This is a genomic window from Streptomyces sp. NPDC038200, assembly GCF_055600785.1.
In genome coordinates this window covers 25,053-47,668 of record NZ_JBVJYH010000031.1, presented here as the reverse complement: position 1 = coordinate 47,668, position 22,616 = coordinate 25,053, and the positions used below count along the sequence as shown (strand labels likewise).

26 protein-coding genes are annotated in these 22,616 nt (G+C 73.4%); 17 read left to right on the top strand and 9 right to left on the bottom strand.

Going from position 1 to position 22,616, the window contains the following annotated elements; genetic code table 11:
* Nucleotides 1–34: 34 nt before the first annotated feature.
* A complete protein-coding gene (locus ACZ7KF_RS38750; RefSeq protein ID WP_471086425.1) occupies nucleotides 35–469 on the bottom strand; it encodes a hypothetical protein in 435 nt (144 codons plus the stop codon).
* A gap of 91 nt (nucleotides 470–560) precedes the next feature.
* Here ACZ7KF_RS38750 and ACZ7KF_RS38745 point away from each other — a divergent pair, with 91 nt between their 5' ends.
* From ACZ7KF_RS38745 to ACZ7KF_RS38735, 3 genes are all read left to right on the top strand, one after another.
* Entirely contained in the window at nucleotides 561–926 is a 366-nt protein-coding gene (locus ACZ7KF_RS38745; RefSeq protein WP_471086422.1) for a MerR family transcriptional regulator, read from the top strand.
* A gap of 150 nt (nucleotides 927–1,076) precedes the next feature.
* Entirely contained in the window at nucleotides 1,077–1,697 is a 621-nt protein-coding gene (locus tag ACZ7KF_RS38740) for a TetR/AcrR family transcriptional regulator (RefSeq protein ID WP_471086419.1), read from the top strand.
* 57 nt (nucleotides 1,698–1,754) lie between these two features.
* Nucleotides 1,755–2,312 (top strand): GNAT family N-acetyltransferase, encoded by a 558-nt coding sequence (locus ACZ7KF_RS38735; protein WP_471086416.1) that lies wholly within the window; start codon nucleotides 1,755–1,757, stop codon nucleotides 2,310–2,312.
* 96 nt (nucleotides 2,313–2,408) lie between these two features.
* Here the strand turns inward: ACZ7KF_RS38735 and ACZ7KF_RS38730 are convergent, their stop codons facing one another.
* On the bottom strand, nucleotides 2,409–3,710 hold the full coding sequence (locus tag ACZ7KF_RS38730; protein WP_471086413.1) for a cytochrome P450: 1,302 nt from the start codon (nucleotides 3,708–3,710) through the stop codon (nucleotides 2,409–2,411).
* Between the two features lie 620 nt (nucleotides 3,711–4,330).
* Here ACZ7KF_RS38730 and ACZ7KF_RS38725 point away from each other — a divergent pair.
* Entirely contained in the window at nucleotides 4,331–4,957 is a 627-nt protein-coding gene (locus ACZ7KF_RS38725) for a PadR family transcriptional regulator (RefSeq protein WP_471086410.1), read from the top strand.
* 75 nt (nucleotides 4,958–5,032) lie between these two features.
* On the opposite strand, the gene ACZ7KF_RS38720 is transcribed toward ACZ7KF_RS38725, so the two are convergent.
* A complete protein-coding gene (locus tag ACZ7KF_RS38720; RefSeq protein ID WP_471086407.1) occupies nucleotides 5,033–5,461 on the bottom strand; it encodes a type II toxin-antitoxin system Rv0910 family toxin in 429 nt (142 codons plus the stop codon).
* Between the two features lie 482 nt (nucleotides 5,462–5,943).
* On the opposite strand from ACZ7KF_RS38720, the gene ACZ7KF_RS38715 reads away from it, so the two are divergent.
* Nucleotides 5,944–6,642: a Clp protease N-terminal domain-containing protein gene (locus tag ACZ7KF_RS38715; RefSeq protein ID WP_471086404.1), complete on the top strand. Its 699-nt coding sequence runs from the start codon at nucleotides 5,944–5,946 to the stop codon at nucleotides 6,640–6,642.
* Nucleotides 6,643–6,738: 96 nt separating this feature from the next.
* Nucleotides 6,739–7,743 (top strand): EamA family transporter, encoded by a 1,005-nt coding sequence (locus ACZ7KF_RS38710; RefSeq protein ID WP_471086402.1) that lies wholly within the window; start codon nucleotides 6,739–6,741, stop codon nucleotides 7,741–7,743.
* 150 nt (nucleotides 7,744–7,893) lie between these two features.
* Here the strand turns inward: ACZ7KF_RS38710 and ACZ7KF_RS38705 are convergent, their stop codons facing one another.
* Nucleotides 7,894–8,574, bottom strand: a complete 681-nt coding sequence (locus tag ACZ7KF_RS38705) for a pyridoxamine 5'-phosphate oxidase family protein (RefSeq protein ID WP_471086399.1) — start codon at nucleotides 8,572–8,574, stop codon at nucleotides 7,894–7,896.
* Between the two features lie 49 nt (nucleotides 8,575–8,623).
* On the opposite strand from ACZ7KF_RS38705, the gene ACZ7KF_RS38700 reads away from it, so the two are divergent.
* Nucleotides 8,624–9,955: an aminotransferase class I/II-fold pyridoxal phosphate-dependent enzyme gene (locus ACZ7KF_RS38700; protein WP_471086396.1), complete on the top strand. Its 1,332-nt coding sequence runs from the start codon at nucleotides 8,624–8,626 to the stop codon at nucleotides 9,953–9,955.
* Nucleotides 9,956–10,014: 59 nt separating this feature from the next.
* Here ACZ7KF_RS38700 and ACZ7KF_RS38695 read toward each other — a convergent pair whose 3' ends face one another.
* Nucleotides 10,015–10,953: a DMT family transporter gene (locus ACZ7KF_RS38695; RefSeq protein WP_471086393.1), complete on the bottom strand. Its 939-nt coding sequence runs from the start codon at nucleotides 10,951–10,953 to the stop codon at nucleotides 10,015–10,017.
* 74 nt (nucleotides 10,954–11,027) lie between these two features.
* Between ACZ7KF_RS38695 and ACZ7KF_RS38690 the strand changes: the two genes are divergently transcribed.
* Nucleotides 11,028–11,927: a LysR family transcriptional regulator gene (locus ACZ7KF_RS38690; protein ID WP_471086390.1), complete on the top strand. Its 900-nt coding sequence runs from the start codon at nucleotides 11,028–11,030 to the stop codon at nucleotides 11,925–11,927.
* Nucleotides 11,928–11,953: 26 nt separating this feature from the next.
* Here the strand turns inward: ACZ7KF_RS38690 and ACZ7KF_RS38685 are convergent, their stop codons facing one another.
* A complete protein-coding gene (locus tag ACZ7KF_RS38685; RefSeq protein ID WP_225827930.1) occupies nucleotides 11,954–12,424 on the bottom strand; it encodes a pyridoxamine 5'-phosphate oxidase family protein in 471 nt (156 codons plus the stop codon).
* 103 nt (nucleotides 12,425–12,527) lie between these two features.
* On the opposite strand from ACZ7KF_RS38685, the gene ACZ7KF_RS38680 reads away from it, so the two are divergent.
* Nucleotides 12,528–13,166, top strand: a complete 639-nt coding sequence (locus tag ACZ7KF_RS38680; protein ID WP_471086386.1) for a cysteine hydrolase family protein — start codon at nucleotides 12,528–12,530, stop codon at nucleotides 13,164–13,166.
* A gap of 6 nt (nucleotides 13,167–13,172) precedes the next feature.
* Here ACZ7KF_RS38680 and ACZ7KF_RS38675 read toward each other — a convergent pair whose 3' ends face one another.
* A complete protein-coding gene (locus ACZ7KF_RS38675; RefSeq protein ID WP_471086383.1) occupies nucleotides 13,173–13,646 on the bottom strand; it encodes a Rieske (2Fe-2S) protein in 474 nt (157 codons plus the stop codon).
* A 174-nt stretch (nucleotides 13,647–13,820) separates the two neighbouring features.
* On the opposite strand from ACZ7KF_RS38675, the gene ACZ7KF_RS38670 reads away from it, so the two are divergent.
* From ACZ7KF_RS38670 to ACZ7KF_RS38640, 7 genes are all read left to right on the top strand, one after another.
* Nucleotides 13,821–14,588: a HipA family kinase gene (locus tag ACZ7KF_RS38670; RefSeq protein WP_471086380.1), complete on the top strand. Its 768-nt coding sequence runs from the start codon at nucleotides 13,821–13,823 to the stop codon at nucleotides 14,586–14,588.
* Between the two features lie 32 nt (nucleotides 14,589–14,620).
* Nucleotides 14,621–15,070 (top strand): DUF3037 domain-containing protein, encoded by a 450-nt coding sequence (locus ACZ7KF_RS38665; RefSeq protein WP_471086377.1) that lies wholly within the window; start codon nucleotides 14,621–14,623, stop codon nucleotides 15,068–15,070.
* Between the two features lie 148 nt (nucleotides 15,071–15,218).
* Nucleotides 15,219–15,980 carry a 3-oxoacyl-ACP reductase FabG gene (fabG, locus tag ACZ7KF_RS38660; RefSeq protein WP_471086374.1) on the top strand — a complete coding sequence of 254 codons (762 nt, stop codon included), beginning with the start codon at nucleotides 15,219–15,221 and terminating at the stop codon, nucleotides 15,978–15,980.
* Nucleotides 15,981–16,002: 22 nt separating this feature from the next.
* A complete protein-coding gene (locus ACZ7KF_RS38655; protein ID WP_471086371.1) occupies nucleotides 16,003–16,764 on the top strand; it encodes an SDR family oxidoreductase in 762 nt (253 codons plus the stop codon).
* A gap of 195 nt (nucleotides 16,765–16,959) precedes the next feature.
* On the top strand, nucleotides 16,960–18,537 hold the full coding sequence (locus ACZ7KF_RS38650; protein ID WP_471086368.1) for an ABC transporter substrate-binding protein: 1,578 nt from the start codon (nucleotides 16,960–16,962) through the stop codon (nucleotides 18,535–18,537).
* Nucleotides 18,538–18,635: 98 nt separating this feature from the next.
* Complete coding sequence (locus ACZ7KF_RS38645) at nucleotides 18,636–19,319, top strand: uracil-DNA glycosylase (protein WP_471086365.1); 684 nt, start codon at nucleotides 18,636–18,638, stop codon at nucleotides 19,317–19,319.
* 211 nt (nucleotides 19,320–19,530) lie between these two features.
* Nucleotides 19,531–20,043, top strand: a complete 513-nt coding sequence (locus ACZ7KF_RS38640; protein WP_471086362.1) for a hypothetical protein — start codon at nucleotides 19,531–19,533, stop codon at nucleotides 20,041–20,043.
* Nucleotides 20,044–20,120: 77 nt separating this feature from the next.
* Here ACZ7KF_RS38640 and ACZ7KF_RS38635 read toward each other — a convergent pair whose 3' ends face one another.
* Together ACZ7KF_RS38635 and ACZ7KF_RS38630 are read right to left on the bottom strand one after the other, a co-directional pair.
* Entirely contained in the window at nucleotides 20,121–20,582 is a 462-nt protein-coding gene (locus tag ACZ7KF_RS38635; protein ID WP_471086359.1) for a hypothetical protein, read from the bottom strand.
* 171 nt (nucleotides 20,583–20,753) lie between these two features.
* Nucleotides 20,754–21,362 carry a TetR/AcrR family transcriptional regulator gene (locus tag ACZ7KF_RS38630; RefSeq protein ID WP_471086356.1) on the bottom strand — a complete coding sequence of 203 codons (609 nt, stop codon included), beginning with the start codon at nucleotides 21,360–21,362 and terminating at the stop codon, nucleotides 20,754–20,756.
* Between the two features lie 74 nt (nucleotides 21,363–21,436).
* Here ACZ7KF_RS38630 and ACZ7KF_RS38625 point away from each other — a divergent pair, with 74 nt between their 5' ends.
* The gene (locus ACZ7KF_RS38625; protein WP_471086353.1) at nucleotides 21,437–22,612 is read left to right on the top strand and encodes an FAD-dependent monooxygenase; all 1,176 of its coding nucleotides are present in this window, start codon (nucleotides 21,437–21,439) and stop codon (nucleotides 22,610–22,612) included.
* The last annotated feature ends 4 nt before the right edge of the window (nucleotides 22,613–22,616 follow it).

Genomic DNA, 22,616 nt, shown 5'->3' with positions numbered 1-22,616 from the left:
TAGCGGCTGCGCCGACCCCCGGACCAAGGCCAATTCACGAGTGCCGGACTGACTGCCGCCCGGCGGTGGCGCGCGCCCGCAGCCACGGGGCGAGCTGGGCGATGCCGAACGACACCTCCACGACGAGGAACGGCCACAGCACGGCCGGCCCGCCGTGCGCCAGCGCGTACGCCTGCCACAGGGAGAACAGCACGCGTGCGGTGCCGTCGAGGAGGCCGTGCGACGGCAGCGGCCGTACGACCCGCAGGACGGACCAGACGACCACGACCGAGCCCATCAGGTTGGCGTACAGGGTCTGCATCGGAGTGAGCGCGGGCATCGTGCCCAGGCCGGCCGCGTCCCCCGCGGCCGACAGCAGATGGTGCACCAGCCGGTACGTCCAGGGGGTGGCGAAGCCGGCCGTGACGATCAGGTCGTACCAGCCGCTGGTACGGACGAGGCGCAGGTAGGCGGGGGCAGCAGGGCTCATCGGGGCTCCTCGGGAGGGCTCGCTCGGGCGCCGCCCACGCTAAACAGCGGAGTACGCTCCAAGGTCAAGTCGACCGAGCGGTGGGGGAGTCATGCGCATCGGAGAACTGGCCGAGCGTGCCGGGGTGTCCAAGGACACGCTGCGCTTCTACGAGAAGACCGGCCTGATCGAGGGCGACCGGCTGCCCAACGGCTACCGCGACTTCCCGCCGGAGACGGTGGCCTGGCTCGACTACATCCGCACCGCGCGGACGCTCGGCTTCACCCTGGCCGAGATCGCCCGGCACGGCGCGGAACTGCGGGACGCCCCGGACAGCGCCGAGGCCCTCTCCGCCCTGTTCGAGGAGAAGATCCGGATCGTCGACGAGCGCATGGCCTCGCTGGCGGCACTCCGCAGGGATCTCACGGCCCGTGTCGGCACGGGCTGCCCGCTGCGGGCGGCCGAGCGCAGCGCCTGAGACCTCGCCCCCGCCCGCGGCCCCGCCCCGGCTCCCAGCGGCCGTACCCGTTCGCAGATCACGCCCCCGCCCGCGGCCCTTCGGCGCCGGGCGTCGGGGCCGTGCTCCCCGGACTACGATGGACCAGGCAGTCCATTCTGAGGAGGCGGTGTGGGCGGGAAGCTGACGGCGAAGGGCAGGGCGACACGCGCCCGGATCGTCGAGGGGGCCGCCGCGGTGCTGCGGGAGAAGGGGGTCGCCTCGACGACACTCGACGACATCATGGCGCGGACCAGCACCAGCAAGAGCCAGCTGTTCCACTACTTTCCGGCCGGCAAGGACGAACTTCTTCTGTCCGTGGCCGAGTTCGAGGCGGACCAGGTCATCGAGGACCAGCAGCCCTATCTGGGCCGGCTCGACTCCTGGGAGGCGTGGGAACGGTGGCGGGACGTGGTGGTCGAGCGCTATGAGCAGCAGGGCGACGAGTGCCCGCTCGGGTCGCTGTTCTTCCAGATCGGGCGGTCGACCCCCGGAGCGCGGGCGATCGTCGTCGAGCTGATGCGTCGCTGGCAGGAGAGCCTGGCGGCGGGCATCCGGGCACTCCAGGCGGCCGGCAGGCTGCCCGCGGACCTCGATGTCGACGCGCGCGCCGCGGCCCTGCTGGCCGCGATCCAAGGGGGCGTGTCGATCCTGCTGTCCACGGGCCGGTCGGCCCACCTGCGGGCCGCTCTCGACCAGGGCATCGCGGACCTGCGCCGCGAGGGACACGTCGGTGAGCGGCGCGCGGGGTGACACCGGCCTCGGCGTGCCTCCCGGCCTCGCGCGCCATGCCGCGTGATCAAATGGGGCATGGCATCGTCCTGGACCGGTAGACGGGTACGCCTACGGGCCATCGAGCCCGACGACTGGACAGCCTTCTCGCGCTTCGCCGACGAGGCCGGACGGCCGGGGAGCCGGCTGGATCTGCCGCGGTCCGCCGAGAGCCACCGGGCCTGGGCGAAGGAACAGGCCGTTGCCCGGTGCGACGACGACCGCTTCCGGCTGGCGGTCGAGACGACGGCCACGGCGGAGCTGGTCGGCACGGTCGGCTCACACCGCACCGGCACGCGTTCGGGCTGGTTCGAGTTCGAAGTCATGATCGGCGCCGACCACCGGCGCCAGGGCTACGCGACGGAAGCCGTGGTACTGCTGCTGCGCTTCATGTTCGCCGAGCGGCGCTACCACAAGTGCCTGGCGGCGGTCTTCGCCCACAACGAGGCATCGCTGGCGCTCACGCGCCGGCTCGGCTTCACCGAGGAGGGGCGCTTGCGGGAACACGTCTTCCTCGCCGGCCGGCACCACGACCTCGTCCTGCTGGGCATGCTCGCCGACGAGTTCGACCGGCGGCACACGATGAGCGGACCGTGAGCCGGTCGTCGAAGCGTGCGCGGAAGGGCACTCGAACCTGATCGGCGTTCGCCCCCTGGCGAGCGGAGGCGGCCGGTCGCCGAGGCCGGACCGCGCTCAGCTGCGCGGGGTGGCACGCAGGCGCAAGCCGGCGGTGGTCAGGCCTTCGAAGGTGGTGACCTGGTGGCTGGGTTCCCCTCCGGGCGGCTCGCTCACGTGGTGGCGGCGGGCGGTCTGCGCGGTCAGGAGCGTCAGCATCGCCATGGCCAGAGCGGCTCCCTCGCAGCCGTGCGGCCCGGTACCGAAGGAGAGGAAGACCCCGGGGTCCGCCGGCGAATCCGCGTCGTCCAGCCAGCGCTCGGGCCGGAACCGGTCCGGTTCACGGTGTTCGCGCGCGTCGCGGTGGGCGGTGTAGGGGCAGACGAGGACGGTGGACCCGGCGTCGATGGTGTAGCCGGCGAGCTGAGTCGGGCGCATGGCGCGCCGGGTCAGCAGCCAGCTCGGGGGGTGCAGGCGGAGCACCTCGTGCACCAGTGCCCGGGTGTAGCGCAGGCTGTCGAGGTGGGCGCTGGTCGTCGCGGCCGGGTCCGCGGGCAGAGCGGCGGCCTCGGCCGCGACGCGGTCCGCCGCCCGGGGGTGCCGGGCCAGGTCGAGCAGGATCCACCCGGCGGCCCGGGAAGGTGTCTCGAAGGTGGCGACGGTGATTCCGGGGAGCGTGTCGAGGACGGCCTCCTCCGGCAGCGGACCGTGGCGGGAGGAGGGCCGGAGCATCTGCCCCAGCACGTCGTCGCCGAGCCGGCCCGATGAACGGCGCCGGCGGACGACGGGCCGCAGCGCGTCGGTGAAGGCGATCTGCTGCCGGGTGCGGAACCGCCGTGCCGGTGTGGGGACCCAGCGCGGCCACGCCCAGCGCGTGGGGCGTACGAGCACCTCCCGGGCCAGGAAGAGCCGCGCGGCGAAGGGCAGCAGGGCGGGAGCGTCTTCGGAGAAGAGGTAGTGCACGCCGACCTCCGCCAGGGCGTGCCGGACCAGGGGCAGAATCTCGACGTCCTGGTCCGGGGGCCACTGATCGGCGAATCGAGCGGTCCTGGGTGCGATCTCACCGATCCGGGCCGCGACCGCCTGCGGGCGCAGTCCGCGCATGCGGGCGGCGTGGGCGTGCAGCCGTTCCTCGGGCGTCGGCGCTCCGCCGGACCGCTCCAGCGGGGGGAAGAGAGGCGAGGGCGCCTTGGGGAAGTCCTGCCCGCGCTGCAGCACCGCTTCACACGGCCCGGCCGTAGCGGCTACGAAGACCCCGGGCTCCAACTGCCAGACGTCCCCGCACTCGTCGGCACCACGGCGCGCCACCCCCAGTCGGTCGCGGCTCCAGACCGCGAAGCCGCTTCCGGGCAACCGCGGCGGCTCTTGCATTCGACCCATGAGATCGTCCGTGACTCTCGTGCCTGTCCGGTCCCGTCCAGGCCGATGTCGTCGGCAGCGTGGCTGGCAGCCGGTGGGCGGCGAAGGCGCCCGCCGGCCGTGCGGTCAGCTCCAGTCGTCGCCGGCGTATGCGTCCCATTCGTGGGACCCGTACGCGCCGTAGTGGCGGGTGAAGGACAGCTTGCCGAGCAGCTTGGCGATCATGATGCACTCCTCTCGCCTGTCTGAGCCCTCCCAGCCGAGGCTCCGGCAGGGAGGTTCCCGCCAGCATCAAATGCCGCACCTACCATGCTGCCACAGATGTCGCATATGTCATATTCCGGGCGTGAGTTACGCGCGTGGATGCGAAGTCCGCGTTCGAGGGCTCGGGCCCGCGGTCGGCTGATGTCGCCCCGGGGTTCGCCGGCCGTTCTCGCTCGGCGGCGGCCCAGGCGTTCACCCGCCTCGTCGCCCCGGGCTTCGTCGCCGGTCCGTCGAGGCCGGTCGGCCTCCGCCGGGGCAAGGGGGCCGCGTTTCACGGAAGGGGCTTGTCGTGGCGATCGCTTCCGATATATCGTTGAGACATCGCGAACGATACGCGATGCATACGTGACAGATCAGCGATGAATGGAGTGATCCTGATGCGTTCCCACGGATTCGAGCGTGGACATCGGCACGAGGGCCGCGACCGCCGCGGCATGGGCGGCTTCGAGGCGCGACGGGCCGCCTTCGGGCCCTTCGGTCCGGGCGGCCCGGGATTCGGCCCCGGCGGCCCCGGCTTCGGGCCCGGTCCCTGGGGGCCACGAGGGAGGGGCGGTCCCCGAGGGCGGGCGCGGCGCGGTGACGTGCGCGCCTCGATCCTGGCCCTGCTCAAGGACCGGCCCATGCACGGCTACGAGATGATCCAGGAGATCGCCGAACGCAGTGGCGGCGCCTGGAAGCCCAGCCCCGGCTCGGTCTACCCCACCCTCCAGCTGCTGGAGGACGAGGGGCTGATCGCCAGTGAGAGCGAGGGCGGCAAGAAGCTGTTCGCCCTGACCGAGAGCGGTCGCGCCGCCGCCGGCGAAGGACCGGAGGCCCCCTGGGAGGAGGCCTCGCGCGGAGTCGACTGGGAGGCCCTCGCTGAGATCAGGCAGGCCGGCTTCGGCCTGATGGAAGCCTTCGGCCAGGTCTGGAAGACCGGCACCAAGGAACAGCGCGAGAAGGCGCTGACGGTCATCAACGACGCCCGCAAGAAGCTGTACCTCATCCTCGCCGACGAGCACTGAGCGGCGCAGGGCCACCCGGGCGCCCCGTGCGGATCCGCGCGGGGCGCCTTCGCGTGTCCGCCTCGGGTCACCGGCTCAGGCCACCAGGCCGTCCAGCTTGCGCAGCGACTCGTTCAGGGCCGCGGTCGCCGAGTCCTTCAGCTTGCCCGCCATCAGCGACACCGCGGCACCGGTGAACTCGCCGTCGATCCGGACCGTCGTGGCGTCCCCGTCGGGGGTCAGTGTGTAGCGGGTGGCGACGGTCACCGCCATCGGGCCCTTGCCGCGGATGGCGAACACCCGGGCCGGTTCCAGCTCCTCGATGGTCCAGTCGACCTCGGCCGGGAAGCCCATCAGCTTCATGTTCTCCTGGAACGTCCCGCCCACGGCCAGGGTCTCGGGGCCGCCCCGGGGGAAGTCGGTGTGGGTGGCGTTCCACGCCCCGTACGACGGCCAGTCGGTGAGCTGGGCCCACACCTTCTCGGCCGGCGCCTGGATGCGTGCCTGCGCGCTGACTTCGGCCATGCGACCACCCCTTCGGATCGGGCGTAGCGGGCTACGGTGTCGCGGAACGTAGCCGCAGGGGCGCGAACATTCAATACTGATGAACCGTCAGCTCCGCCCCGGGTGCCCCGACCGGGCCCGTGCGGGAGGCGCGGCAGGCTCGCTCGCCGTGTCCCCGGCGCGCCGAACGGGCCCCAGGCGGGCTTGATCCTCGTCGTGGTCCGGGGCGGGCGGTGCGGGGCCACGAGGGCGCGGTCGTGTCCGGGGGAGTGGTGCGGTGGCCTGGTGCCGCGACCGTGTCCGGGGAGTGGCGCGGTGGCCCGGTGGCGCGATCGCGGCGGGGCGTGCGCCGCGAGGCGGCGGCGTGCGCCCTCTTGCGCGGGATCGGCCGGATCTCCTCCGTAAGGATGAAATCCAGTCCGGTGATGTCCACTCCGCGTGGGACGCGAAAATGGTTCCCCCCGTGGATGCGCCCCCCCGTTGAGGCTGATGAGGTAGGGGATGTGCAACCCCGTACTGCCCACCGGACCGCCCATGACGGAGTGGTTCCGCCCCCGGACGGCGCTGCCGGGCTCGGTGCCGAGCTGGCAGCGGTGGTCGCCGGTGCCCGCCGGAGGGCCGTCCGGGACGGGGACCGGCAGACCGACACCGCCCATCTGCTCCACGCCCTGCTGGAAGACGACCCCGAGGTGCGCGCCGCCGTCGGCGGGCCGGCGCGGCTCGCCCGGCTCCTCGGCTACCTCGTACAGCGCAGCATCGGCTACGGGCTGCGCTGGCAGGCCAGTGTGGAGGACTCCGGCGCGATCCCCCGCGTACCCGCACCGGCCGGCCCCGCCGGGCCGGCCGCAGCCGCCGGGCACCGATCCGCCGCCGGGACTGCCGGGACTGCCGGGACTCCCGAGACCGCCGCGGCTGCCGAGGCCGCCGCGACCGTCGCCGGGCCGGGCGGCGCGGCCCGGGACGGCGGGAGCTGGTCCCCCGCGGCGTCGGCCGCGCTCGCGGACGCCCAGGCGCGGGCCCGGCGGCGGGGCGCGCCCCGCGTCACCGGCACCGATCTGCTCGCCGCCCTCGCCGCGGACCCCCGGTCCCGGGCCGTCGAGGTCCTCGAACGCGCCGGTGTCCCGGCCCGCGAACTGACCGCGCGGATCGAGTCGGCGACCGGCGAGTACGCCACCGATCCCGAGTCGGCGACCGGCGAGTAAGCCACCGATCCCGAGGCGGCCTGCTGACGACCGGACCGTCCACCAGCTGAGACAGGTGTCAACAGGGGTGACGCTCCTGTCGGCTCCTGCCATCATGTGCCGGTGCATACGTCTGTGAGCAGTCAGGACAGCCCCGGCAAGGGAGCAGGGCTCGGTCTCGCACTCGCCTCGGCGCTGGCCTTCGGCGGGTCGGGAGTGGCCGCCAAGCCGCTGATCGAGGCGGGGCTCGACCCGCTCCACGTGGTGTGGCTGCGGGTGGCGGGCGCCGCCCTGGTGATGCTGCCGGTCGCGGTGCGCCACCGTGCCCTGCCGCGCCGCCGCCCCGCGCTGCTCGCCGGGTTCGGGCTGCTCGCCGTCGCCGGTGTCCAGGCCTGCTACTTCGCCGCGCTCTCCCGGATCCCGGTCGGTGTGGCCCTGCTCATCGAGTACCTGGCGCCCGCCCTCGTGCTGGGCTGGGTGCGGTTCGTGCAGCGGCGGCCCGTCACGCGCGCCGCCGCGCTCGGCGTGGTCCTCGCGGCGGGCGGGCTCGCCTGTGTGGTGGAGGTCTGGTCCGGGCTGAGCTTCGACGCGCTGGGCCTGGCCCTCGCCCTCGGCGCGGCCTGCTGTCAGGTCGGCTACTTCGTCCTGGCCGACCAGGGCAGCGACGCGGGCGAGGCGGCGCCGGACCCGCTCGGCGTCATCGCCTACGGGCTGCTCGTCGGCGCCGCTGTGCTGACGGTCGTGTCCCGCCCCTGGAGCATGGACTGGTCGGTGCTCGCGGGCTCGGCGTACCTGAACGGCACCGCCGTACCGGCCGTGGCCCTGCTCACCTGGATCGTGCTGGTCGCCACGGTCGTCGCCTACGTCACCGGCGTGCTGTCCGTGCGGCGGCTGTCGCCGCAGGTCGCCGGGGTCGTCGCCTGTCTGGAGGCGGTCATCGCCACCGTGCTGGCCTGGGTGCTGCTCGGCGAGCACCTGTCCGCTCCGCAGGTCGCCGGCGGCGCGGTCGTCCTGGTCGGCGCGTTCATCGCCCAGTCCTCCACCCCCGCCAAGGGCTCCGCGGAGCCGGTCGCCTCGGGCGGCGCGGAGCGGGAGCTGTCCGCCCGCGGCACCGCTGCGTAAGGTCCTGGTCGTGCCGTCGCACGCACGCGCCCTTCCGCCCCCGGCCGCCTGAGCCCGGCCTCCGGGACACTCGCCCCGGGCGCACCCGCCGGACCGGACGGCACGAGGGGCCGGGCGCCGGGTCGGAGCCGGTGGTGTGACCCGGGGCCGCTACCGCGCCACCAGGTAGTCCGGCAGTTCGATGCCGGGCGTCAGGTCGGTGTTGGCGACCGGCGTCTCGTAGCCCTTGCGGAGCGGGACGACCCCGGCCCAGTGCGGAAGGGACAGGTCCTCGGGCTCGTCGTTGGCACCGCCGGTGCGAACCTTGGCCGAGACCTCCTCCAGGTCCAGGCGGATGACCGCGGTGGCGGCCAGCTCCTTCTTGTTCGCGGGCCGGGAGTCGGCGGCCCGGCCCGGGACGACGTGGTCCACCAGGGCGTCCAGGGCCAGCCGCCGCTCCTCGGGGTCGGTGACCTCGTGCGCGACGCCGTGCACCACGACCGAGCGGTAGTTGATCGAGTGGTGGAACGCGGAGCGGGCGAGCACGAGGCCGTCGACGTGGGTGACCGTCAGGCACACCGGCAGGCCCGGGTCGGGCTCGCCGGCCATCCGCAGCGGGCGGGAACCGGTCGAGCCGTGCACGTAGAGCCGCTCGCCGACCCGGCCGTACAGCGTCGGCAGCACCACCGGGGCGCCGTCCCGGACGAAGCCGAGGTGGCAGACGTACCCCTCGTCCAGTATCGCGTGCACCAGCTCCTTGTCGTACGACGCCCGGTCCGCGGAGCGTGTGGGCACGGTCCGCTCGGTCGGCGTGTAGGCGGCGGTCTGGGTTTCCTCGGTCGTGCCCGGCATGACGGTCCCTCCATGGCGAAAACTTTTGCACTAGTGCATAATGCTCTTTGTGCTAGGAGAATATCGGATCGCAGGGCGAGGCGCAGCCGAGATCGCGGCCAGTGTCGAGCAGGCGGTCGGCGCCGGACAGCTGGAACCGGGGCAACTCCTGCCTCCCATGAGGGAGTTGGCCGAACAGCTGGGGGTGAACCCGAACACGGTCGCCGCGGCCTATCGCACCCTGCGCGAGCGGGGGGTGATCGAGACGGCCGGCCGCCGGGGCAGCCGGGTCCGTCCCAAGCCCGCCACCACCGGCCGGGAGCAACTGCGCGTCGAGGTCCCGCCCGGTGGCAGCGACCTCTCCTCGGGCAACCCCGATCCCGCCCTGCTGCCCCGCCTGGGCCCGGCCCTCGCCGCGGCGGCGGAGCGGGGCGACCGCCGGCCCGTCCGCTACGGGGACGACCCCGTCGACGCGGACCTCGCCCGCCTCGCCCGTGCCGAACTCGACGCCGACGGCGTCCCCGCGGGCCCGCTGACCGTCACCTCCGGCTCCCTGGACGCCATCGAGCGCGTCCTCGCCGCGCACCTCAAGCCGGGCGACACGGTCGCCGTGGAGGACCCCGGCTGGGGCAGCGCCCTCGACCTCGTCCCCGCACTGGGCCTGCAGCCGGCCCCGGTCGGTGTCGACGACGAGGGGCCGCGCACGGACGACCTGCGCCGCGCCCTGGAGTCCGGGGCGCGCGCCGTGATCGTCACCGACCGCGCCCAGAACCCGACCGGTGCCTCGATCACGGCCACGCGCGCGCGTGCCCTGCGCGCGGTGCTGCGGGACCACCCGGGGACCCTGCTCATCGAGGACGACCACGGCCACGGCATCGTCGATCTGCCGCTGCACCCCCTCGCGGGCGTCACCCGGCACTGGGCCTTCGTCCGCTCCGCGGCCAAGGCCTACGGGCCCGACCTGCGCCTCGCCGTCCTCGTCGGCGACCCCGTCACCGTCGACCGGGTCCGGGGCCGTCAGAGCCTGGGCCCCGGGTGGGTGAGCCTGCTCCTCCAGCGGGCCGTGGCGCACCTGTGGGCGTCCGGCGCGGTGGACCGGGCGGCGGTGGCGCGGGCGTACGGCGCCCGCCGGGACGCGCTGGTCGGCGCGCTGGCGGAACGCGGGGTCACCGCCCACGGGTGCAGCGGCATGAACGTCTGGGTGCCGGTCCCCGACGAGACCGGCGCGGTGGCCCGGCTGCTGCAAGGGGGGTGGGCGGTGGCTCCGGGCGCCCGCTTCCGCCTCGCCTCCCCGCAGGGCATCCGCATCACGGTCTCGGCGCTCGCGCCGCGGGACATCGGCGCTCTGGCCGACGCGGTGGCGGCGGCGGTACGCCCGGGACCCGCACGCGTCTACGGGTAGGAGGGCCGCGGCAGGGGGGCGGCGCGGTGCCGCCCCCCTGCCGTCCACGCCCCGCCGGGTCAGGCGCCCTTGGCCCGCACCTGGGTGAGCGCGGCGCCCGCCAGCACGATCACCGCCCCCACCGGCGTGGTCCACCGGAGCGACTCCCCGAGGATCGCCACCCCCGCGGCCGTGGCGATGACGGGGATGAAGTACGTGACCATCTGGGCGGTGGTGGGCCCGACCTCGGCGACCAGTCCGTACTGGATCAGCACCGCGAGCCCGGTCCCCAGCGCCCCCAGCGCGGCCACGGCCAGCAGCGGAACGACCGCGACGTGCTCCGGGACGCCGGTGAACAGCGGCGTCACCACGGCCAGTTGCACCGTCGCCAGCAGCAACTGCCCCCCGGTCATCGCCAGATGCGAGTTGCCCGTGCCGGCCAGCGTCCGGCGCACGTAGATCCAGCCCACCGGGTAGCTCAGCGAGGCCAGCAGCGCCATCGCCGTGCCCGTGGCGTCCAGGCCGTGGAAGCCCTGCCAGACCCCCAGCACGGTCAGCACGCCGAGGAAACCGAGTGCGAGGCCGGCGACCCGGACCCGGGTGGGCCGGTCCTCGGACAGCGCGACCAGGGACAGGACCATCCCCCACAGGGGAGACGTGGCGTTGCAGATGCCGGCGAGCGTGGACGGGATCGTCAGCTCGGAGTAGGCGAAGAGGGAGAACGGCAGGGCGTTCAGCAGGAACGCGGCGACCGCCATGTGCCCCCACAGCCGGGCCCCGCGCGGCAGCCGCTCCCGCTTCACGGCCATCGCCGCCACCAGTACCGCCGTACCGAACACCAGCCGTCCGAGGGTGACCTGGAAGGGTGCGTACCCCTCGGTCCCCACCTTGATCAAGAGAAAGCTGAAGCCCCAGATCAGTGACAGGGCGCCGAAGCGGAGCCGCCAGTCGAGGCGGGCGCGGGGGCGGACCGGGGCCGGGGCGGGGGACTGGGTGCGGGGCGTGGCGACCGTGCTCATGCCCTCAACGATGCAGGAGGCAACCTCGTAGGACAATCGAGATTTCCCGCCTGATATCTCTTAGAATCACTTACATGTTGAACCTGGAGCGCCTGCGCACCCTGGACGCCCTGGCCCGGCACGGTTCGGTCAGTGCCGCCGCCGACGCGCTGCACGTCACCACGTCCGCGGTCTCGCAGCAGCTGGGCAAGCTGGAACGGGAGGTCGGTCAGCAGCTCCTCGCCAAGAACGGGCGGGGGGTGCGGCTCACGGACGCCGGGCGGCTGCTGTCGGAGCACGCGGCGCGCATCCTGTCGCAGGTCGAGCTGGCCGAGTCCGACCTGGAGGCGCACCGGGGCCAGGTCGTCGGTGAGCTGCGGCTGTCGGCGTTCCCGACCGCCGCGCGCGGCCTCTTCCCCGCCGCGCTCGGCGCGCTGCGCGCCCAGCACCCCGGGCTGCGCGTGCGCTCCAGCGAACTGGAACCGGAGCAGGGCATCGCCGGGGTCGTCCGCGGCGATCTCGATCTGGCGGTCGTCCTCGACTGGTACAACAAGCCGATGCCCGTGCCCGACGGCCTGGTCAAGGCTCCTCTGCTGGACGATCCGGCCGACGTCGCCCTCCCCGTGGGGCATCCGCTCGCCGACCGGGACGAGGTGGACCTCGCCGAGTTCGCGGACGACGAGTGGATCACCTGGGGCGAGGGCGAGTTCTGTCACGAGTGGCTGATGTTCACGCTCCGCTCGAAGGGCATCGAGCCCATCGTCGGCCACCGCGCGGGCGAGACCCACACCCAACTCGGCCTGGTCGCCGCCGGTCTGGGCGTGTGCATAGCCCCGCTGCTGGGCCGTCACCCCGTGCCGCCGGGCATCGTCACGATCCCGCTCCGGCAGCGCGTGCGCAGGCACGTGTACGTGGTCTGGCGGGCGGACGCCGACCGCCGTCCCTCCATCCGCGCGGCGGTGGAGGCCCTGCGCACCGCCGCCCGGCTCGGCTGACTCGGGGGCCCGCCCCCCACCTCGTCCTACGCCCCGCCCAGCTTGCGGAAGTCCCAGGACACGATCTTCTCCGGGGTCAGCCGGGCCCAGGCGTGCCGGCCGTCGTGCGGCATCTCGTCCAGGCCGAAGTTCTTGCGCGCGAACAGGGTCTCGGCCGTGTCGAGTTCGGCGCACAGCTCGCCGCGGCGCGGCACCTCGCCCACGAACTCCACCCGGCCGGTCAGCTCGACCCCGCGCAACTGGTCGTACTCCTCGCCCGAGTCGATCACCACGGCCACCCGGGGATCGCGGCGCAGCTGCGCCCAGCGGCGGCTGCGCACCACCGAGTACAGCCACAGCGAGGTGCCGTCCCAGGCGAACCACAGCGCGCTCACGTGCGGGGTGCCGTCGGCCGAGACGGTCGCGACCCGGCAGGTGCGCTGGGTGGTGAGGAACGCGTCCAGCTCGCCGGGCGTCATCATGATCTTCCGGCCCCGGCGCTGCTCAGTGACGGTCATGCGGCCCCCTCTTCTCGACGTCGTGTCGGCGAACTATCGTGCTCTTGACTGATCCTCTGACATCACGTCAGAAAAGAAAACAGGTCGCGTTCAAGGGGGCGCCATGCCGGAGCAGCTCAGCGGACTCCTCGATCCCGTCAGCACCGTCCTGCTCACCGTGGAGTGCCAGCAGGGCGTCGTCGGCCCGGACAGCGCCCTGCCCGAACTCGCCCGCGAGGCACGCTCCTCCGGCGCCCTGCGCAACGTGGCCCGGCTGGTCGCCGCCGCCCACGAGACCGGCGTGCAGGTGATCCACGCGATCGCCGAACGCCGCCCGGACGGCCGGGGCGCGAGCCGCAACGCCCGCCTGTTCCGGGCCGCCGAGCGGCTGCCCGTGCGGCAGCTGAGCGGCAGCACGGCGGTCCGGATCGCGCCCCCGATCGAGGTCGCCGAGGAGGACCTCGTCGTACGGCGGCTGCACGGGCTGTCCCCGGTCCACGGCACCGAGGTCGACGCCCTGCTGCGCAACCTCGGCTGCCGGACGCTGATCGTCGCCGGGGTCTCGGCCAACGTGGCCGTTCCCAACGCGGTGTTCGACGCCGTGAACCTGGGGTACACCGCCGTCGTCCCGGCCGACGCCATCGCGGGGGTGCCCGCCGACTACACCCCGGCGATGATCCGCAACACCCTCGCGCTGGTCGCCGCGATCGCGACCACCGACGAGGTGCTCGGCTGCCTCCGGCGGGCGTACGCGCGACGCTGAGCCGGCTCAGGCCAGCTTGATCTCGTCGCCGGAGACGGTGATCTTCGCGGCGGCCAGCGCCTGCGTCGCGGGTCCCTTCTTCACGCTGCCGTCCTCCGCCGAGAACTGGCTCTGGTGACACGGGCAGACGATCACGCCGTTCGCCACGCTGCCCACCGCGCAGCCCTGGTGGGTGCACTTGGCCGAGAACGCCTTGTAGGTGCCCGCCGTCGGCTGGGTGACCACGACACCCTGGTCCTTGAAGACCTTGCCGCCGCCTTCGGGGATGTCCGAGGTCTTCGCGAGCGCGGAGCCGCCGCTGTCCTGGGCGGACCCGCCGGAGCCCGAGTCGCCGGACCCGGCTCCCGTGGTGACGGTCTTGCCGGAACCGTCGTCCGAACCGCAGGCGGTCAGCGCGGCGGCGAGCCCGGCCGCCCCGGCCGCCGCCACCACGGTACGGCGGGCCGGTCCCGCTGAGGGCTGGAGCGATGCGCTGGTCATGGGGGACTTCCCTTCCGCGGAGCCTGTCGTGATCCGCCATGGGGTACGGCCAAGGAACGGCGGCCGTTCAGACGGACGCCCGGATCCTTGCCGCCCGTGACGAGCGGGCCATGGGCCTCGGCTGTCGGCGGGCTGTGGGCCGGGCGCCGCGCCCTGCCCCAGTAACCTGGGGCGATGCTCAAGGAAGTCACCGCGACCCGCTACATCACGCCCCTGCGTGAGGGGGGCTCGCTGCCGGGGCTCGTCGAGGCCGACGACTTCGGGATCTACGTCATGAAGTTCACCGGAGCCGGACAGGGCCGCAAGACCCTGGTCGCCGAGGTGGTGTGCGGCGAACTCGCCCGGCGCCTCGGATTCCGCATGCCCCGGCTGGTCACCGTCCAGCTGGACCCGGTCCTCGGGCTCGGCGAGCCCGAGCAGCAGGTGCAGGACCTGCTCCGGGGCAGCGGCGGCACCAACCTCGGCATGGACTTCCTGTCCGGCGCGCTCGGCTACGACCCGCTCGCCTTCCCGGTGAACCCACAGGAGGCCGGCCGGATCGTCTGGCTCGACGCGCTGATCAACAACGTCGACCGCTCCTGGCGCAACCCCAACCTGTTGGTCCACCACGGCGAACTGTGGCTCATCGACCACGGCGCCACGATGATCTGGCACCACAACTGGCCCTCCGCCGAGGCTTCGGCGGCCCGTCCCTACGACGCCTCCGACCACGCCCTCGCCCGCTTCGCCCCGGACGTGCCCGCGGCCGCGGCCGAGCTGGCACCCCGGGTCACCGAGGACCTGCTCGCCGAGGTCACCGCCGAGATCCCGGACGCCTGGCTCGCCGACGAACCCGGCTTCGACACCCCGGACGACCTGCGCCGGGCCTACGCACGACCGCTCCTCGCGCGAGCGGCCGTCATCGCCGAGCGGATCACCGGCCTCGGCTCCGGAACCGAGTGAGGGCACATGAGCGAGCGATGCGAGGAGAGCAAGTGAGCGAGCGCCACATCCACATGGCCGGCCATGTGACCGAGCGCCACATCACCCGGGCGGGCCAGGGCGGCGACCGGGACGTGTTCGAGTACGCGCTGCTGCGGGTCGTGCCCCGGGTGGAGCGCGGCGAGTGCATCAACGCCGGCGTGGTCGTCTACTGCCGCGCCCGGTCGTACGTCGGCGCCCGCACCCATCTGGACGAGGCGCGGCTGCTCGCGCTGGACCCGGCCGCCGACGTCGCCGGGGTGCGCGCCGCGCTCCGGGCGATCGAGCGGCACTGCGCGGGCGGGGAGGAGGCCGGGCAGGCGGCGGGGGACGACGCCGGGCGCCGCTACCGCTGGCTGATCGCGCCCCGCTCCACCGTGGTCCGGCCCGGTCCTGCGCACACCGGTCTGACCGCCGACCCCGCCGCCGAGACGGAGCGATTGCTGGACCTCCTGGTGAGGTAATGGATCACACCGGCCGGATGTGCCGTTGACACCGGGTGCCAGGGCTTCTAGCGTCACGGGTGCTGAAGGTACTAAGCGGTCGCTCACCGCATGGGCGGGCCCTCTCCGAGGGTCCGACAGGTTCTCTCAAGGGCGAGGAGAAGCAGCAATGTCCACCACAGAACAGCGGGTCGCGGTAGTCACCGGCGCGGCGCGCGGCATCGGCGCCGCCACCGCCGTACGACTGGCCGCCGAAGGCCGCGCGGTCGCCGTGATCGATCTGGACGAGGCCGCCTGCAAGGACACCGTCGAGAAGATCACCGCGGCCGGCGGCAAGGCCATCGCGGTCGGCGCGGACGTCTCCGACGAGGCGCAGGTCGAGGCCGCCGTCGCGCGGGTCGCCGAGGAGCTGGGCGCCCCGACGATCCTGGTCAACAACGCCGGTGTGCTGCGTGACAACCTGCTGTTCAAGATGAGCGTCTCCGACTGGGACACGGTCTTGAACGTGCACCTGCGCGGCTCGTTCCTGATGACCAAGGCCGTCCAGAAGCACATGGTGGACGCGGGCTGGGGCCGGGTCGTCAACCTCTCCTCCTCCTCGGCGCTCGGGAACCGCGGCCAGGCCAACTACTCCGCCGCCAAGGCCGGCCTGCAGGGCTTCACCAAGACCCTCGCCATCGAACTGGGCAAGTTCGGCATCACCGCCAACGCCGTCGCCCCCGGCTTCATCGCCACCGAGATGACCAAGGCCACCGCCGACCGGGTCGGCATGGGCTTCGAGGACTTCAAGAAGGCCGCCGCCACGCAGATCCCGGTGCACCGGGTCGGCGAGCCGGAGGACATCGCCAACGCCATCGCGTTCTTCACCGGCGAGGCGGCCGGCTTCGTCTCCGGCCAGGTGCTGTACGTCGCCGGCGGACCGCTCGACTAAGGGATTCAGAGGTAGCACGGACATGACTGAACTCCCGGAACTCTCCGGCAAGGTCGCGATCGTCACCGGCGCGAGCCGCGGTATCGGCTACGGCGTCGTCGAGGCGCTGGTGGCACGCGGCGACCGCGTGTGCATCACGGGCCGCAACGAGGACGCCCTCAAGGAGGCCGTCGAGCAGCTCGGCGCCGAGCGGGTCATCGGCGTCGCCGGCAAGGCCCACGACCTGGACCACCAGACCGAGGTCGTCGAGCGCACCATGGAGGCCTTCGGCCGGGCCGACTTCCTGGTCAACAACGCGGGCACCAACCCCGTGTTCGGGCCGATCGCGGACCTGGACCTGGGCGTCGCCCGCAAGGTCTTCGAGACCAACGTGATCTCCGCCCTCGGCTTCGCCCAGAAGACCTGGCACGCCTGGCAGAAGGACAACGGCGGCGCGATCGTCAACATCGCCTCGGTCGCCGGCCTCGCGCCCTCGCCGTTCATCGGCGCGTACGGCGTCAGCAAGGCCGCGATGATCAACCTGACCCAGCAGCTGGCGCACGAGTTCGCGCCCGGGGTACGGGTCAACGCGATCGCCCCGGCCGTGATCAAGACCAAGTTCGCCCAGGCCCTGTACGAGGGCCGCGAGGAGGAGGCGGCGGCGGCCTATCCGCTCGGCCGGCTCGGCGTCCCCTCCGACATCGGCGGGGCGGCGGCCTTCCTCACCTCCGAGCAGTCCGACTGGATCACCGGTCAGACGCTCGTCGTGGACGGCGGAATCTTCCTCAACGCCGGCGTGGGCTGAGACCGGGCATCTTCTTCCGGGCGCCGATTTTCGGACGGATCGGCGCCCGGAAGGGCCTGACGGAACCGGTCAGCGGAATGACAACGTCGTCAGGGCTCAGTCGATCGAGAACGCCTGTTCCGAAGGAGGTTCCGGGGGCCGGACGCTGCGGTATGGTCTGCCGACCCTTGGTAGGGCAGATCGAGGAGCGTGCGCGTGTTCAACCGGAACCGATTCCTGCGGAGAGTCGCGGCGATCGCGTCCATATCGTTGGTCGCCGGATGCAGTCTGCTGTCCGACGGTGATCCCGACAGCCAGGGTCCGATCGTCGTGGGTACCACGAGCGTCCCCAGCACGCTCGACCCGGCCGGCGCCTGGGACGGCTCCTGGGAGCTGTACCGCAACATCTTCCAGACGCTCGTCGCCTACCCGAACGGCGCCACCACCCCGCAGCCCGACGCCGCCGAGAACTGCGCCTTCACCGACTCCTCGAGCCGCACGTACCGCTGCAAGCTGCGCGCGGACCTGAAGTTCGCCGACGGCGACGCGCTGACCGCCGAGGCCGTCCGGTACTCGATCAACCGCATCCGCACCATCAACGCGCCCAGCGGCCCCGCCGGACTGCTCGGCAGTCTGGACCGGATCGAGACGTCCGGCGAGCGCGAGATCGTCTTCCACCTCAACCAGTCCGACGCCACCTTCCCGTTCGTGCTGGCCACCCCCGCCATGTCGATCGTCGACCCGGACGACTACCCCGCCAACTCCCTGCGCAAGGACACCACGGTGTACGGCTCCGGGCCGTACGAGCTGAAGTCCTACGAGGACGACACGGAGGCCGTCCTCGTCCGCAACGACAACTACCAGGGCTTCGCCAAGCGGCAGAACGACGCGGTGACCATCCGCTACTTCCAGGACTCCGCCGGCATGGTCAAGGCGCTGCGGGACAAGCAGATCGACGTCACCTACCGCGGTCTCGCCGCCGACGACATCGTCTCCCTGCAACAGCACGACAACGAGGACCTGCAGCTGGTCGACGGCGCCGGCACCGACATCAGCTACCTGGTGTTCAACCCCAAGGACCCCTGGGCCAAGCAGCCCGCCGTGCGCAAGGCCGTCGCCCAGATCGTGGACCGGGGGGCGATCGCGCACAAGGTCTACAAGGACACCGTCGACCCGCTGTACTCGATGGTCCCCAAGGGCCTCACCGGCCATGCCACCGGGTTCTTCGACGACTACGGCGACCCGAGCGTGCCCAAGGCCCGGAAGATCCTCTCGGACGCCGGGATCACCCGGCCCGTCCCGCTCACCCTCTGGTACACCACCGACCGCTACGGCTCCGAGACGGCCCTGATGTTCCGAGAGCTGCAGCGGCAGCTGGACGACTCCGGACTGTTCAGCGTCACCCTCAAGAGCCGCCCCTGGAAGAGCTATGTGGTCGGCTACCAGAAGGGCGAGTACCCGGTGTTCGGGCGCGGCTGGTTCCCGGACTTCCCGGACGCCGACAACTTCATCGCCCCGTTCGTCGGCGAGCACAACGCCCTCGGCACGCCCTACCCGGCCAAGGCGATCACCGGCCGGCTGCTGCCCCACTCGCGCGCGGAGAGCGACCGCGCCCGGACGGTCAAGGACGTGGAGGCGGCCCAGCAGATCATGGTGAACGACGCCCGGCTGATCCCGCTGTGGCAGGGCCGGCAGTTCGTGGCGGCCAGCGATGACGTCTCCGGGGGCGAGCAGGCCCTGGACCCGTCGACGATCATGATGATGTGGACACTGCACCGCAAGACCAGCTGGTGAAACGCCCTCGGGGCACCGGTTGTCAGTGGTCGCCTGTAGGTTCTGAGGCCTGGAAGTGACCACACGCAGTAGCTGATCGACATCGTGAGGACGTTGACGTGACCGACATCGCCATGCTGCCCGAGTCCTGGCGCGGGGTTCTGGGCGACGAACTGCAGCAGCCCTACTTCAAGGAGCTGACCGAGTTCGTCGAGGAGGAGCGGGCGAAGGGTCCCGTCTATCCGCCGCGCGAAGAGGTCTTCGCCGCGCTGGACGCGACGCCGTACGAGCGGGTGAAGGTCCTCGTCCTGGGCCAGGACCCGTATCACGGCGAGGGCCAGGGCCACGGCCTGTGCTTCTCGGTCCGCCCCGGTGTGAAGACCCCGCCGTCGCTGCGGAACATCTACAAGGAGATGCAGGAGGAGCTGGGCCTGCCCGTCCCGGACAACGGCTACCTGATGCCGTGGGCCCGGCAGGGCGTGCTGCTGCTCAACGCGGTCCTCACCGTCCGGTCCGGTGAGGCCAACTCGCACAAGGGCAAGGGCTGGGAGAAGTTCACCGACGCCGTGATCCGCGCCGTGGCCTCCCGCCCCGACCCGGCGGTCTTCGTCCTGTGGGGCAACTACGCGCAGAAGAAGCTCCCGCTGATCGACGAGAGCCGGCACGTGGTCGTCAAGGGCGCGCACCCCTCGCCGCTGTCCGCCAAGAAGTTCTTCGGCTCCCGCCCGTTCACACAGATCAACGAGGCCATCGCCGCGCAGGGGCACGAGGCGATCGACTGGCAAATCCCGAATCTGGGCTGAGGGCGGCGGGCGCCTGCGGAGTGCCGCAGGCGCAACTCCCCGAAGACGCGGGGCCGTCTCCGTGTACGGCTCCGCCCCGTGGGCGCGACCGGCTCGCCACCGGCCCGCGGCCGACCGCCGGCGCCTCCCGCAACGGCGCCGCCTGCCCGGGAATCCCGTCGGCGCCGTCTAGCGTCGGAACCACACAACGGTCGACAGCCCGGAGGGCCTCGTGGCGGAGCGACAGGAGCAGGCGGCGCCGGACGCCGTGCTGACGCGGATCGGGCAGGTCGTGATGCTGCACCACGGCGGCGACCGCGAGGAGGCCCGCAGCCGTTTCCTGGATCTGTGGGCGGAGATCGGCGAGGACGGCGCCCCGCTGCACCGCTGCACCCTGGCCCACTACTTGGCCGACACCCAGGACGATCCGGCGGACGAACTCGCCTGGGACCTGAGGGCGTTGTCGGCGGCCGAGGAACTGGCCGACGGCCGCGCGGGCGGCGACCCGTCCAGTGTCCAGGGCTTCTTCCCCTCCCTGCACCTCAACCTGGCCGCCGACTACGCCAAGCTGGGCCGCGCCGAGGCCGCCCGCAGCCACCTGCGCCGGGCCCGCCGCGCGGCGGGCTCCCTGTCCGACGACGGCTACGGCGAGGGGGTCCGGTCCGCGATCAGCCGCCTGGCGCTGCGGCTGGGGGAGGACGGCGCCCCGGGCGGCGACAGCTGGGGCCCGCCCCGGCAGCGCTAGGAACCCCGGCGCGGCCGGTCGTGTCCGCGCGGTGGGGATCGGGTCCCGAGACCGCCGCGCGCCTGTCGGGACGCGGCTCAGTGCCCGTACGCCTGCTCGCAGAGGCTCGCCTCGGGGCCGTCCTCGCGCCAGCCCCCGTACGCGTTGCCCAGGGCGCACACGTCCGGAGCCCCCGGCAGGGGCGGCACCGGGGCGGGCGCGTCGGTGCCCGGGGACCGGGGGCGGGCCGGGCGGGGGGTCGGCGGCGCGGGCGGGGCCGGCGGCCGGTGGATGACCTCGGGCGCGGCCGGGGGCATGTGTCCGGCGGGCGGCCGGGAGCGTTCCGGATGCCGGGACGGTCCGGCCATCTCCAGTGCCTCGACGGCCGGCGCCTCCACCACCCGGGGCGGCGCGCTGCCGTCCGGCCGGGGCGCGGCCGGCTGCGAGGGCGCGGTGTCCGGCGGCCCCGGGGTCGCCGGGTGCCGCACCGTCACACAGCCGGAGAGGGCCGAGACGGCCACGGTGACCAGAAGCGCTGCGGTGGTCGTCGTTCGATACACCCGCGCAACTCTGCTGGTTCGGCGCCCGGCTTGGCAGCAGGGAGGCGAGTCCGGTGCCCCGCACGGGTGATTGCATGCCCCGTGCGAGGGATGTGCCGTACGGGGGCTGACGTCCGGTCGCCGGGGGCGTCGCCGGTCCGTCCGCCGTGGTCCGGGGACGGCCGAGGATCCTCAGCTCCCCAGCAGGCCCCGCAGCAGTTCCCGCAGCCCGGTGCGGATCTCCGCCAGGTCCGGTGTCCGGGTGCTGAAGGAACCGGCCGCGCAGGAGAACATCAGCCCGTCCGCCCAGGCGACCAGGGACAGCACATGGCGGTCCGGGGCGGGTGAGCCCACGGCGGTGAGCATCGCGGTCAGCTGTTCCTTGAACACGGCGCCGGTCCGGTCGTAGAACGCGCGCAGTTCGGGGCGGCGGGTGGCCTCCAGGGCCAGTTCGTAGCGGGCGATCAGCAGATCGCGGTCGCGGGTCAGCGAGCGGTGCACCGCCAGCGCCAGACCCTCGGCCAGTGCGTCGGGTCCGCCGCGCGGGTCCGGCAGCTCCGCCAGCGCCAGCACCCGTGCCTCCCGCTCCGCGTGCCGCCGCACCGCGAGTTCCAGCAGGGCCTGCCGGGTGCGCGCCACGTTCGACGTCGAGCCCGGCGGCAGCCCGGCCGCCTCGTCCACCGCCCGGTGCGTCAGCCCGCGCATGCCGCGCCCGGCGAGCAGCGCGAGGGCGGCATCGGCGACCCGTTCGGCGCGGGCGGTGCTCGGTGAGTGGGGGGAGCTGGGGGGTGCCACGGACATGCGCCGACCCTACCCGCCTCACTACGGCTGTAGTAAGGTCGGCTGCACTACAGGTGTAGTCAAGAGGGGGAGCCATGGCTCGGCCGACGCGTGTGATCGTCATCGGGGGCGGCATCGGAGGGCTGGCCGCGGCAGCGGCTCTGCACCAGCGGGGCCGGGCCGTGACCGTGCTGGAGCGCGCCCCCTCCCTGGACCCCGTCGGCGCGGCCATCTCGCTCGCCCCCAACGCCCTGCGCGCCCTGGACGTCCTCGGCATCGGCGACGAGATCCGCGACCTGGCCGCCTGGCAGGGGGACGGGGGCCTGCGCACGCCCCGCGGGCGCTGGCTGTCCCGCTCCGACGCCGAGGCCGCCGCCGCACGCTTCGGCGGCCCCCTGGTGCTGCTGCCCCGGGCCGTCCTCGTCGACCGGCTCGCCGCCCTCCTCCCGCCCGGTACCGTCCGCACCGCGGCGCCCGCGGCCCTCGCCGACCCCGGCGACCGACACCGGCCGGCCCGCGTGACCACCGGCGAGGACGAGCTGGAGGCCGACCTGGTGGTCGGCGCGGACGGCATCGGCTCGCGCGTCCGCGGCGTCCTGTTCCCCCGCCACCCCGGGCCGGCGTACGCCGGGTTCACCACGTGGCGGGTACTCGTCCCGGTGCCCGGCGCGGAGTTCGCCCCGCACGAGACCTGGGGCCGCGGCCACATCTGGGGCACCCACCCCCTCGGGGACGGCCGGGTCTACGCCTACGCGGCCGCCGTGGTCCCGGCCGGGGAGCACGCCCCCGACGACGAGAAGGCCGAACTGCTGCGCCGCTACGGCGACTGGCACGACCCCGTCCCCGCCGTGCTCGCCGCCGCCCGCCCCGAGGACGTGCTCCGGCACGACGTCCACCACCTCGCCCGCCCCCTGCCCGCCTACCACTCGGGCCGGACGGTCCTCCTCGGCGACGCCGCCCACGCGATGCCACCGACCCTCGGCCAGGGCGGCAACCAGGCCGTCGAGGACGCCGTCGTCCTCGCGCACCACGGCGCGGACCTGCCCGCCTACACCGCCGCCCGCCTCCCGCGGACGACCGCCGTCGCCCGCCGGGCCGTCCGCGTCGCCCGCCTCAACATGGCCCGCGGCCGTGCCCTGGTGGCCGTACGCGACACGGCCGTCGCGGCTCTGTCGGCGGCCGGGCCGGCGTTCTTCCTGCGCGGCTTCGACGGCATCGCCGACTGGCGGCCCCCGTATGCTTCCGGCAGGCAATACGCAGGCCAGCGGTAGAGGA